Origin of the sequence: Pseudomonas sp. HLMP (assembly GCF_046365545.1) — a bacterium.
GTDB lineage: Bacteria > Pseudomonadota > Gammaproteobacteria > Pseudomonadales > Pseudomonadaceae > Aquipseudomonas > Aquipseudomonas guariconensis_B.
Map to the genome: position 1 here is coordinate 1329582 of NZ_JBDLLR010000001.1, position 11960 is coordinate 1341541.

The 11960-nt window shown below is 63.6% G+C and carries 10 protein-coding genes; 3 read left to right on the forward strand and 7 right to left on the reverse strand.

Annotated features, from left to right (window positions below; translation table 11 throughout):
* Positions 1-52: 52 nt before the first annotated feature.
* Positions 53-1006 carry an RHS repeat-associated core domain-containing protein gene (locus ABFA30_RS06320; protein ID WP_410045244.1) on the reverse strand — a complete coding sequence of 318 codons (954 nt, stop codon included), beginning with the start codon at positions 1004-1006 and terminating at the stop codon, positions 53-55.
* Positions 1007-1515: 509 nt separating this feature from the next.
* Between ABFA30_RS06320 and ABFA30_RS06325 the strand changes: the two genes are divergently transcribed.
* Together ABFA30_RS06325 and ABFA30_RS06330 are read left to right on the forward strand one after the other, a co-directional pair.
* Positions 1516-1797: a hypothetical protein gene (locus ABFA30_RS06325; RefSeq protein WP_410045245.1), complete on the forward strand. Its 282-nt coding sequence runs from the start codon at positions 1516-1518 to the stop codon at positions 1795-1797.
* Between the two features lie 77 nt (positions 1798-1874).
* A complete protein-coding gene (locus tag ABFA30_RS06330; protein ID WP_225786515.1) occupies positions 1875-2444 on the forward strand; it encodes a DUF2780 domain-containing protein in 570 nt (189 codons plus the stop codon).
* Between the two features lie 43 nt (positions 2445-2487).
* On the opposite strand, the gene ABFA30_RS06335 is transcribed toward ABFA30_RS06330, so the two are convergent.
* On the reverse strand, positions 2488-3852 hold the full coding sequence (locus ABFA30_RS06335; protein WP_225786514.1) for an APC family permease: 1365 nt from the start codon (positions 3850-3852) through the stop codon (positions 2488-2490).
* 181 nt (positions 3853-4033) lie between these two features.
* Entirely contained in the window at positions 4034-4921 is an 888-nt protein-coding gene (locus ABFA30_RS06340) for an acyltransferase (protein ID WP_225786513.1), read from the reverse strand.
* 402 nt (positions 4922-5323) lie between these two features.
* Here ABFA30_RS06340 and ABFA30_RS06345 point away from each other — a divergent pair, with 402 nt between their 5' ends.
* Positions 5324-5827: an ATP-dependent zinc protease gene (locus ABFA30_RS06345; protein WP_225786512.1), complete on the forward strand. Its 504-nt coding sequence runs from the start codon at positions 5324-5326 to the stop codon at positions 5825-5827.
* 65 nt (positions 5828-5892) lie between these two features.
* Here ABFA30_RS06345 and ABFA30_RS06350 read toward each other — a convergent pair whose 3' ends face one another.
* The 4 genes from ABFA30_RS06350 to aceF all read right to left on the reverse strand — a co-directional run bounded on the left by ABFA30_RS06350 (position 5893) and on the right by aceF (position 11954).
* Positions 5893-6516, reverse strand: coding sequence for a glutathione S-transferase (locus tag ABFA30_RS06350; RefSeq protein WP_225786511.1), 624 nt, complete (start codon positions 6514-6516; stop codon positions 5893-5895).
* Positions 6517-6526: 10 nt separating this feature from the next.
* Complete coding sequence (msrA, locus tag ABFA30_RS06355; RefSeq protein ID WP_225786510.1) at positions 6527-7192, reverse strand: peptide-methionine (S)-S-oxide reductase MsrA; 666 nt, start codon at positions 7190-7192, stop codon at positions 6527-6529.
* Between the two features lie 104 nt (positions 7193-7296).
* Positions 7297-9990, reverse strand: coding sequence for a putative bifunctional diguanylate cyclase/phosphodiesterase (locus ABFA30_RS06360; RefSeq protein ID WP_253080217.1), 2694 nt, complete (start codon positions 9988-9990; stop codon positions 7297-7299).
* A 326-nt stretch (positions 9991-10316) separates the two neighbouring features.
* Positions 10317-11954, reverse strand: a complete 1638-nt coding sequence (gene aceF / locus ABFA30_RS06365) for a dihydrolipoyllysine-residue acetyltransferase (protein WP_410045246.1) — start codon at positions 11952-11954, stop codon at positions 10317-10319.
* Positions 11955-11960: the final 6 nt, after the last annotated feature.

Below are 11960 nucleotides of genomic sequence, written 5' to 3' on the forward strand. Positions count from 1 at the left end.
CGAGGCCGCGGTACGATCTGCCTTGAGAACGTCCGCTCTCTCAGGGTGGGTTTCAAACTCTCCGGATTAGCTTTTGCATTTTTTGCTGCAGGGTAAGGGTTTCTTCATTAGCGTTCATATAAAGAACTCTAGGATGGTGTCTAGCCATAAAATCGGTCATTTTTTTGTCGATCCGTTTACCGGCACGCTGCACCCCAAGGCGCTTGGCATTCAGCAGGTCGGTACGTGAAAGCGGGCGTATAGCGCTAAACATCGACTCATGCTCAGCATCAGGGGGGATGTTCGAAATCCAGCGAGCGATGTCCGGGTCGGACTGACCAGTCGCTAATCGTTCGGGGTTGTTTGTTGAGAAGCGGCTTCCTGTTCTAGAAGGCGAATGTTGAGGTAATGATGGGGGAGTCGTACTGGAGGTAGTGGTGTTTGATTCTAGGCTGGCGTTATAGCCGGAACTGCCGCCACCGAGGCTGTTTGAGCTTCTTGAGTGTATTAAGGTTTGTCTGTTTTCAGGGAAAGACGAGCGATTCGTGTTAGCTGTGGCCGGTCTTGGCGTTCTCATTCCAAGTCTGTTACCGATGCCTTTGAAAAACCTTATCAGTACACCTGAATGGCCACTCGGGTCGCTCCGATTAATCGGGTCCCCCTGACAATAAGCATACGTATTCAGGTCGCCCTGGCCAAAAGGGCTCCAACTGTCAGGGCTATAAAATCGCATCAAAATGGGGCTGAACGCTCGATACCCTGAACCTAGAAAATAATTTTGCGTTTGAAGCTCCAGGCTCTCGCCGTTGAAGCCAATCAGCGTTCGAAGCGACGGTAGAGACGAGGCGTAACCATAGGCGGAATAGGCATGGGTTTCGTTAGTGTCGGCGTTTTCCACCTGAAGCACGGAGCCCTTATCGTCAGTTATCAGAAGGCCTGTGTTTGTGAGGGTGTCTGTGTGCTGCTCCGCAAGTGGTACGGAGCCACGCAATATGGTGCGGCTTGTTGCACCTTGCTTCACGCTCATTAGCTCGCCTCCCCGATAGAAATACAGGGAGCTACTAGTGTTGTTTTCGGCCACTGGTCAATCCCTCCATGTGGATGAGTCGTTTGATAATCGGTAGGCACATGTCGAGACCTCAGTTTCTGGGTTCTAGGCTAGCCGTCACAACTGACAAAATTGCTAGGTTTGCTTGGTGAGTACTCTGATTTCTGGTGTCAGATTGCGAAAGTTCTGATGCGTAGCTGCTGGTCATTCTCTTTCCTGGGAAATACCCTACGCATCCTGTCGATGCTCATCTGATTGCCCCGGGTAATCCTGCCCTCTACGCTCGCCGGGTCGCTGAAAGGTTCAGCGATCGGGGTGTGGAAACCCTGGTAATCATCGATCGACATGCCGTTATGGCAGTTGTGCGCGGGAGGCCGTTTGGCCTGCCGGGTTGCTCGATGACCGGTTTTCCACCCCGCGTACAGCTGCCGCCTTTCGTGTGGAAACGATGGTGGTGGCGTTCACCCATCCATTCATCGAGTCCGACTATGAAAAAACTCGTCCCCGACCCACCCCACACCTTCGATCTGCCCAAGGGCACATCCCTCTCCCGCGCCATCAACGACGGTATCGTTCCGATGGAGTTCGTGCTGATGAACGTCAGCCACTACTTGATGTTCGCCTACAGCGACAGCCGTCGTGCCCTTGAGCGCATCGAGGATGAAGAAACCCGGCAGTTATTGGCGCACGGCTTGCGGGCCATGCAGATTGCCTGGGGGCAGGCGGAGGCGCTGGCATTGGCGGTCGAGGGGCGCAGCAGTCCTCGATAGCTGGCCTGGAACAAAGCCCGATGTCGCCAGTCGAATGCCTCGTTTCCCGGCCATTCCGGCCGACGAGGTCCTTCCCGATGAAAGCATTCACCCTGGCAACCCTGATGACCCTGGCCGCAAGCCCGGCGTTCGCCTTCAACCTCAGCGATGCGGCCAATGCCGTGTCGGCGATGCAGAGCCAGCAGCAGGGCCAGGTGCAGGCGCCCGAGGCGTCGGCCAACCTGCTCAATACCCTGGGCAGCGAACTGAAGATCACCCCCGAACAGGCGGTGGGCGGGGCGGGTGCCATGCTGGGCCTGGCGCGCAACAACCTGAGCGACGCCGACTACGGCCAACTGACCAAGGCCGTGCCCGGTCTGGACCTGCTCGCTGGCGCCAACGCCCTGGGTGGGCTGAACGGCCTGGGTGAGTTGCTGGGCAAGAACAGCGAGAGCCAACCGGCGCTGAGCAATGCCTTGGGCAATGTCGAGAACCGCAACGACCTGGACAATGCCTTCAAGGCGCTGGGCATGGATACCGGCATGATCGGCCAGTTCGCCCCGCTGATCCTCCAGTACCTGGGCCAGCAGGGCATCGCCGGGTCGTTGTTGCAGAACCTGGGCAGCCTGTGGGCGACCCCGGCACCGTTGGCTCAACCCTCGGTCTGAAGGCCCCACACGCGCACCCTGTAAGCGCGTGTGCGGCGTTGGATCACGCGCTTTCCGAGAAGTCCACCAAGCGTACTGGGCGGCGGAAGCCGGCGGTCAGTACGGCCAGGTAAGCCAACCCCAGGGCGAACCAGCACAGGCCGATCACCAGGGTCAGCGCCGACAGGCTGGTCCACAGCCACAAGGTCAGGCTCAGGCCGACCAGCGGTACCAGGCCATAGCGCAGCAGGCCCTTGAGGTTGCGCTGGCTGGCATCGTGCATCAGGTGGGTTTTCACCACCGCCAGGTTCACCGCCGAGAACGCCACCAGCGCGCCGAAGCTGATCAGCGAGGCCAGGGTGGCCAGGTCGATCACCAGCGCCAGCAGGGAGAACGCCGACACCAGCAGGATGGCGAACACCGGCGTACCGAAGCGTGGCGACAGATAGCCGAAGCTGCGCTTGGGCAGCACCTTGTCGCGGCCCATGGTGAACAGGATGCGCGACACCGCCGCTTGAGAGGCCAGTGCCGAGCCCAGGCTGCCAGCGACGAACGCGGCGGTGAAGAAGTTGGCCAGGAACTGCCCGCCTGCCTTGAACATCACCTCGTTGGCCGCCGCATCGGTATTGGCGAAGGTGCTGCCTGGCAGCACCAGCTGGCTGATGTAGGCCAGCACGGTGAACAGCAAGCCGGCAAACAGGGTGGTGAGGATGATCGCCCGCGGTACATCGCGGCGGGCGTCGCGGCACTCTTCGGCCAGGGTCGAGACCGCGTCGAAGCCCAGGAACGACAGGCACAGCACCGCTGCACCGGCCATCAGGGAACCGAAGCCTCGTGCGCTGCCATCGCCCACCAGCGGCGCGAGGAAGTCGACGGGCTGGCCGCTGCCCAGCGTCTGCCAGGACAGCGCCACGAACACCCCGATGAACACGATCTGCGCGCCGACGATCAGGTTGCTGGCCTTGGCCACCGAGTGGATGCCGATCACGTTGAGCACCGTCACCAGGGCGATCGAGGCCAGGACGATCGTCCATGCCGGGATGGCCGGGAAGGCGATGTTGAGGAACAGGCCGATGAGCAGGTAGTTGATCATCGGGATGAACAGGTAGTCGAGCAGCAACGACCAGCCTGCGAGAAAGCCGACATTGGGGCCGAAGGCGAGGTTGGTGTAGGAGTACGCCGAGCCCGCGACGGGGAAGCGCTTGACCATGAAGCTGTAGGACGTGGCGGTGAACAGCATCGCCAGCAGGGTGACGAGGTAGGCGCCGGCCGTGCGGCCGCCGGTGATTTCGGTGACGATGCCGTAGGTGGTGAAGATGGTCAGCGGGACCATGTACACCAGGCCGAAGAACACCAGGGCGGGCAGGCCCAGGACACGGCGGAGTTGGGCGGGTGCTGCCTCGGCAGCATTGCAAGGTTGATTTGCCATCGATCGATCCGGGCGTTTTGTAGTTGTTGATCGATTTTTATCCAGGTTGGAGGGTGATGACAAACAAAGATTTGTTTATCTCAATTATTAATGTGGATTTTAATCGGGCATCCGTGATGTTTTTTTGCGGGCCCATTCGCGCCGAACCGCCGCGAATGGGCCGTGCCAGGCAACGAAGACCTCAGCCCATCTGCGCCCGCAATGCCTCGATCCGCTGGTCCTTGTCCAGCCACAGCTGGTTCACCCAGTCCTGCACGGTCTGGCGAAACGCCGGGTCGTTCTCATAGTCGCCATTGCACAGCGCCGGATCCAGCTCGCGCACGCGGATGTCGATGATTACCCGGCTGATGTTGCCGCAGAGCAGGTCCCAGAACCCGGGGGCCTTGTCGCCGGGGTAGACGATGGTGACGTCCAGCAGGGCATCGAGCTGTTCGCCCAGCGCCGCCAGCACGAAGGCCACGCCGCCGGCCTTGGGCTTGAGCAGGTGGCGGTAGGGCGATTGCTGTGCTTCGCGCTTGGCTTCGGTGAAGCGGGTGCCTTCCAGGTAGTTGACCACGGTCACCGGCTGGCGCTTGAACAGCTCGCAGGCAGCCTTGGTGATCTCCAGGTCCTTGCCCTTGAGCTCCGGGTGCTTGTCCAGGAAGGCCTTGCTGTAGCGCTTCATGAACGGGTAGTCCAGCGCCCACCAGGCCAGGCCCAGCAGCGGCACCCAGATCAGTTCCTTCTTGAGGAAGAACTTGAAGAACGGCACCCGGCGGTTGAGGCTCTCGATCAAGGCGGGGATGTCGACCCAGCTCTGGTGGTTGCTCACGCACAGGTAGGAGGTGTCCTGGCGCAGTGTCTCGATGCCACGGATATCCCATTGGGTGGGGATGCACAGGGCGAAGATCGCCTTGTCGATTTCCGACCAGGTTTCGGCGATCCACATCACCGCCCAGGAGGCGTAGTCGCGGCCACGGCCCGGCAGTACCAGTTTGAGCAGGGCGAAGACCATCAGCGGGCCGATCAGCACCAGGGTGTTGAGCAGCAGCAGCAGGGTCGTGAGGATGCCGGTCAGCAGGCGACGCATAAGGGAACTCTTGTTGTGGGAATTAAGCGGGTGGCAATGATAAGCACGGCTTGGTCCTACGCCAAATTCGTTATGTAGCGGCAAGCTTCAAGCTGCAAGAAAAAGCGGGGCGGTGGGGGCTAATGCCGTTCACTTAAGCAATTGGGGCCGCTTTGCGGCCCTTCGCGGGCAAGCCCGCTCCCACAAGTACGCTGCAAGCCTCAAGGAATGCACGATCCTGTGGGAGCGGGCTTGCCCGCGAAGGGCTGCAAGGCAGCCCCTATCGATGTCACATCAGACTTAAGTGAACAGCATTAGGCGGTGGGGGCTGTGCTATCTGCCTTTACTTGCACTTCGTAGCTGGAGGAAACCTATCCTGCCCGAGTAGTCTAACCACTGTCCTCACTCAAGGAAGCGTAATCCGTGAAACCATTGCTTGCCCTGTTGTCACTGCTTGCACTGCCGGTCATGGCGGCTGAGCCGACTCTTTACGGCCGCTATGAGTACATCACCCTGCCGGAGATTGGCGAAACATTGAAGGCCAAGATGGATACTGGCGCCCTGACGGCTTCGTTGTCGGCCAGGGATATCGAGCGCTTTACCCGTGATGGCGAGCAATGGGTGCGTTTTCGCCTGGCGACCAAGGATGCCGATGGCAAGGTCTACGAGCACAAGCTGGCGCGTATCAGCAAGATCAAGGCCCGCTCCGACGAAGAGGACGACGAAGGCGAGACGCTGGAGGCTGCGCGCCGGCCGGTGGTCGAGCTGGAGCTGTGCCTGGGCGAGGTGAAGCGCACGGTGGAGGTCAACCTGGCTGACCGGAGTAACTTCAACTATCCACTGCTGATTGGCGCCAAGGCGCTGCGTGAGTTCAAGGCGGCGGTGAACCCGGCACGCAAGTTCACCGCAGGCAAGCCGGACTGCTGATTGGCCATTTGGGCCGCTTCGCGCCCCTTTCCGACCGGTATCGGGCCTGCCTGCGACAGCGCCTGTCAGGCCATCGGCACGGTAGCGACCATCGACGGTCGCTTGGCCACCTCGGCATACCAAGCTGCCAGCCCCGGTTGCCGCTCGCGCCAGCCGAACTGCGGCTGGCGCAGGTCCAGGTAGCCCAGCGCGCAGGCCACGCCGATAGCCGCGATATCGAAGGTCGAGGCCAGCTCGGCCAGGTGCGCCTGTTCCAGGTCGGCCAGGCTGCGGCGGATCTTGCCGGCCTGGGCCTGGACCCAGCCGTCCCAGCGCTTGTCCTCGGGGCGCAGGAAGGTCTCGTAGCGGGTCGAGACCGCCGCATCCATGATCGCATCGGCCTGCGACGCCAGCGTCAGCCGGCGCCAGCGCGCCGAACCCTCGCGGGGGACCAGCGGGTTGCCGACGTGCTGCAGGTCGAGGTACTCGCAAATCACCCGGCTATCATGCAGCACGGTGCCGTCCTCCAGGCGCAGGGCCGGGATCTTGCCGATCGGGTTGCCCTGGTTGAGCTGCTCGTCGCCGTTCACCGGGCTGATGTTGACCGCCTGCAAGGTCACGCGGTCGAGCTGCCCGGTTTCGTGCAGCACGACCATCACCTTGCGTACGAACGGCGAGAGCGGCGAGTGGAACAGGGTCATGGTCGCCATATGGCTGCCCTCAGTTGCCTTGCAGGCTGGGTGGCAGGCATACGCCAGTGCCACCGATGCCGCAGTAGCCGTCGGGGTTCTTGGCCAGGTACTGCTGGTGGTAGGCCTCGGCGAAGTACACGGTCGGCGCCTCGGCGATCTCGGTGGTGATCTCGCCGAAACCGGCCTTGGTCAGCTCGGCCTGGAACGCCTCGCGGCTGGCCTTGGCCTGCTCCAACTGCTCGGGGCTGGTGCAGTAGATCGCCGAACGGTACTGGGTGCCGATGTCGTTGCCTTGGCGCATGCCTTGGGTGGGGTTGTGCAGCTCCCAGAACATCGCCAGCAGCTCACGGTAGCTGACCTTGTCCTTGTCGAACACCACCAGCACCACTTCGGTATGGCCGGTCAGGCCCGAGCAGACTTCTTCGTAGGTTGGGTTGGGGGTGAAGCCGCCGGCGTAGCCGACCACGGTGCTGACCACGCCCTCGCGCTGCCAGAAGCGGCGCTCGGCGCCCCAGAAGCAGCCCAGGCCGAAGATGGCGAAATCGACGTTCTGGAAGAACGGACCCAGCAGTGGGGTGTCCTTGAACACGTAGTGCTTCTCGGGCAGGGCCATCGGGGTCTCGCGGCCAGGCAGGGCCTGCTCCGCAGTGGGCATGACGTTTTTGTTCACCAGGATTTCCGAACGCAGGACCATGGCCGCTCCTTGTGTTTATCAGTTGGATAGGTGGCGGAGCCATCGTCGGCAAGCCGGCGATAGGGCTCGAATGGGTTCTATAGTGCCCGAGGTTGGCGCCGCTGTCAGGCCAGAGGGCCACGTGGATAGCGCTTGAGCTTGTCGACCAGTTCGCGTCCGGGAATCGGCCGGTCGAACAGGTAGCCCTGGCCGACGTCGCAGCGGTGGCGGCGCAGGAACGCCAACTGCTCGGCGGTCTCGATGCCTTCGGCGACCACCTTGAGCTTCAGGTTATGGGCCATGGCCACCACCGCCGAGGTGATCTCCATGTCGTCCTGGTTGTCGGGGATTTCGTTGATGAAGCTGCGGTCGATCTTGATGATGTCGATCGGGAACTTCTTCAGGTAGCTCAGCGACGAGTAGCCGGTGCCGAAATCGTCCATGGCCAGGGTCAGGCCCAGGGCCTTGAGCTCGTCGAGCTGGCGGTGGGTGTCTTCGGTGGCTTCCAGCAGCAGGCCTTCGGTCAGCTCCAGCTCCAGCAGGTGTGGCGGCAGGGCTTCTTCCTCGAGGATGTTGCCGATCGACGACACCAGCTCCGGGTCGGAGAACTGCTTGGGCGAGAGGTTGATGGCCACGTGCAGGTTGCCCATGCCGGCTTCGCGCAACTGCTGGCTCATGCGGCACGACTGGCGCACCACCCATTTGCCGATGGGGATGATCAGGCCGGTTTCCTCGGCCACGCTGATGAACTGGTCGGGGCGGATCATGCCGCGCTCGGGGTGGTTCCAGCGCAGCAGCGCCTCCAGGCCGAGCAGGCGGCCGCTGCGCAGGCACAGCTTGGGCTGGTAGAACACCTCCAGCTCGTTCTGGGTCAGGGCGCGGCGCAGGTTGTTCTCGACGAACAGCTTGTAGCTGGCCTCGGCGTTGAGCACTTCGGTGAAGACCTGGACCTGGTGCTTGCCGTTGGCCTTGGCCTTGTGCAGGGCGAGCCCGGCGTTCTTCATCAGGGTCTGCGGGTCGCTGCCGTGCAAAGGTGCGCAGGCCAGGCCCACCGAGGCGGTGACGTTGATCAGTTGGTTGTCGACGAACATTGGCTTGTCGAGGGTGCGCAGCAATTGCTGGGCCACGCCCTGGCCATCTTCCAGGCTGGTGCCGTCGAGCAGCACGGCGAACTCGTTGCTGGCGAAGCGTGCCAGCTGGCCGCCGTTGTTCAGGCTGTTGCGCAGGCGCCGGGCCAGGCTGACCAGCAGCTTGTCGCCGGTCTGGTGGCCGAGGCTGTCGTTGATCCGCTTGAAGTTGTCGATGTCCACCAGCAGCAGGCAGGTTGGATGCTCGTCGTCGCGGGCGAAGCGCTCGTCGAGGTTGCGGATGAACGCTGGGCGGTTGCCCAGGTTGGTCAGGTTGTCGGTGTAGGCCAGGCGTTCGATGCGCTGCTGGGCCAGCTTGCTCTGGGTGATGTCTTCGTAGATGCCGATGTAGTGGGTCAGTTCGCGGTTGTCGCCATAGACCTTGGAGATCGACAGTTGGCCCCAGTAGGGCTCGAGGCTCTTGCGCCGGCTCTTGAACTCGCCTTGCCAGCTGTTGCCCATGGCCAGGCTGGATGGCGAGTCGAACAGCAGTTCGCTGAGGTTCTCCAGGGCTGGCAGTTCGGCCAGGTGGCGGCCTTGGACTTCCTCGGTGCTGTACTGGGTGATGGCGGCGAAGCTTGGGTTGACGTATTCCACCACCCCGTCGCGGTTGACCAGCAGGAAGGCGCTGGCGCTTTGCTCCACCGCGCGCTGGAACAGGTGCAGGGCGCTGGTGGCCGTGCGCCGGTTGTGGTTGGTGATGACCTGGGCGACCTGGTCGGCCAACTCGCCGGCGAAGGCGATCTCGTCGGACTGCCAGGCCCGGGGTGTGCCGGTCTGCTCCAGGCAGAGCACGCCCACCACCTGGCCGTCGACGCGGATGCTGGCATCGAGCATGGCGTTGTTGCCGCTGGGGTAGAGGCGCTGGACCATGTCGCGGGTGCGCGGGTCGTCGCTGGCATTGTGGGCGTCGATGGCGCGGCTGGCGTGCAGGGCGTCCAGGTAGTCGGGAAACTGGCTGGCGTCGATCGGCTCCGGCCTGTGGTGTCGCTGGTCGCGGTGATGCCAGGCGCTGATCGGTTCCAGGCGCTGGTCCTCGAGGTGCCAGATGCTGGCGCAATCGACCTTGTAGATCTCGCAGGCGCTGCGGGTGATCAGCTCGGCGGCTTCCTGCAGCGAGTTGCCGGCGCTGTAGCGCTGGCGTGCCAGGCGCAGGATCAGGTCCTGCTGGGCGCGTACCCGTTCCAGGTGTTCGAGTTGCTCCTGCTGGGCGCGCTGGTTCAGTTGCAGGGCCAGTTGCAGGCGACTGTTGCGCGACTCGAGGTCGTTGGCCGCCAGGTCCGGCCCGTCGTCCGGTTGCTCGTCGAGCACCGTGAGGTAGCCGCGCAGCAGTTGTCGGTTGTGCTGCTTGTAGGCTTCGCCGATCTCCAGCAAGCGCAGGGGCGCGGTGCTGGCGTGCAAGGTGTAGCGCACCCGGTAGTGGCTGCGTTGGGCCAGCTGCCGCTGGATCTCGTCGTGCAGTTGGTAGCGGGCCTCCGGCTCCATGAGGCTGGCATAGGGCGAGCCGACCAGGGCGCAGAGCTCGGCGGCGGGCAGGCCGAACTGGCGGTCGCAGGCCGGGTCGAGGTAGAGCATCGTCCAGCTGGCTTCGTTGAGCCTTTCGAAACGCAGCATGCCGAGCCGTGAAGGCACGGGAAGCTGCGTGACGACCTCGGCCGCCGTACGGCTGGCGACATCGGGTTGGCTTTTCATCGAAGACTCGCTTGAAGAGGGCGGTTGGCGCGGCGGGCCACGGTCTATGCGGCGGTGCCTGGGGCAAGGTTGCATCATGTCCCAGGGGCTGGCAAGCCGCCATTGCGATGAGCAGGTTGTCGGCTGATCGGCGGGAATCTAAAGCTGCGAGCTTCGAGCTGATCGGCGCTGCTTATCATGGCCATGCCCGGCTCGTCAGGGCGCCGCCTGCTTTTTCTTGTCGCTTGCAGCTAAAAAAAAAGCCCCGCCAGAACGTGACGGGGTTGAGGTACGAGCGTGGCAGCTCGAAAGGGGCCTGCCTCCCGTCGGGGAGGCAGGTAGCTGCGTTACAGCAGCAGGGTGCGGATGTCCGCCAGCAGGTCGCTCAGGCGCTTGGTGAAGCGCGCGGCGGCGGCGCCGTTGATCACGCGGTGATCGTAGGACAGCGACAGCGGCAGCATCAGGCGCGGCTGGAAGGCCTTGCCGTCCCAGACCGGCTGCATGGTGGCCTTGGACACACCCAGGATCGCCACCTCGGGCGCGTTGACGATCGGCGTGAAGCCGGTGCCGCCAATGTGGCCGAGGCTGGAGATGGTGAAGCAAGCGCCTTGCATGTCGTCGGCCGCCAGTTTCTTGGTGCGCGCCTTCTCGGCCAGGGCCGCGGCTTCGCCAGCCAGCTGCAGCAGGCTCTTCTGGTCGACGTTCTTGATCACCGGGACCAGCAGGCCGTCCGGGGTGTCCACGGCGAAGCCGATGTGCACGTACTTCTTGCGGATCACCGCCTTGCCGCTCGGCGCCAGGGAACTGTTGAAGTCCGGCAGTTCCTTGAGCAGGTGGGCACAGGCCTTGAGCAGCAGCGGCAGCACGGTCAGCTTGACGCCGGCCTTCTCGGCCACGGCCTTCTGCGCCACGCGGAAGGCTTCCAGCTCGGTGATGTCGGCGGAGTCGAACTGGGTCACGTGCGGCACGTTCAGCCAGCTGCGGTGCAGGTTGGCGGCACCGACCTGCATCAGGCGGGTCAGGGCGACTTCCTCGACTTCACCGAACTTGCTGAAGTCCACGGCCGGGATCGGCGGGATGCCGGCACCACCGGTCGCGCCGGCGCCTGCCGGAGCGTCCTTGGCCTTCTGCATCATGGCTTTGACGTAGACCTGCACGTCTTCCTTGAGGATACGGCCGTGTGGGCCGGTCGCGGCGACCGCGCCCAGGTCGACGCCGAACTCACGGGCCAGCATGCGCACGGCCGGGCCAGCGTGGACCTTGGCGTTGCTGTCGGCGGCAGGCGCGGTGGCCACAGGGGCCGCCGTGGCGGCCGGTGCAGCAGGCGCAGCGGCTGGAGCCGCTTCGGCCTTGGCTGGGGCAGGGGCAGCAGCGGCCGGAGCCGGGGCGGCAGCGGGGGCTGCGCCGGCGACTTCCAGCTTGAGGATCAGGTCACCGGTGCCGACTTCGTCGTCCAGCTTGGCGATCACTTCCTTCACCACGCCAGCGGCGGGCGAGGGGATTTCCATGGAGGCCTTGTCGGACTCCAGGGTAATCAGCGACTGGTCGGCTTCGACGGTATCGCCGGCCTTGACCAGGACCTCGATGATCTTGGCCTTGCCCGACGAGCCGATGTCCGGCACGTGGATGTCTTGCACGCTGGCGGCAGCCGGGGCTGCGGCAGGCGCCGGTGCGGCCTCGGCAGCCGCCGGTGCGGCGGCCGGTTGCTCTTCGGCGGCGGGGGCGGCCGGAGCCTCGGGCGCCGCGGCGGCGCCCTCGACTTCCAGGACCAGCAGCTCGTCGCCTTCCTTCAGGCGATCGCCCAGCTTGACCTTGAGCTCCTTGATCACGCCAGCCTTGGGCGCCGGGATCTCCATGGAGGCCTTATCGGACTCCAGGGTCAGCAGGCTCTGGTCGGCTTCGATACGGTCGCCGACCTTGACGAACAGCTCGATGATTTCACCTTCACCGCTGCCGATGTCAGGTACGCGAATGAGTTCGCTCACTTAAAA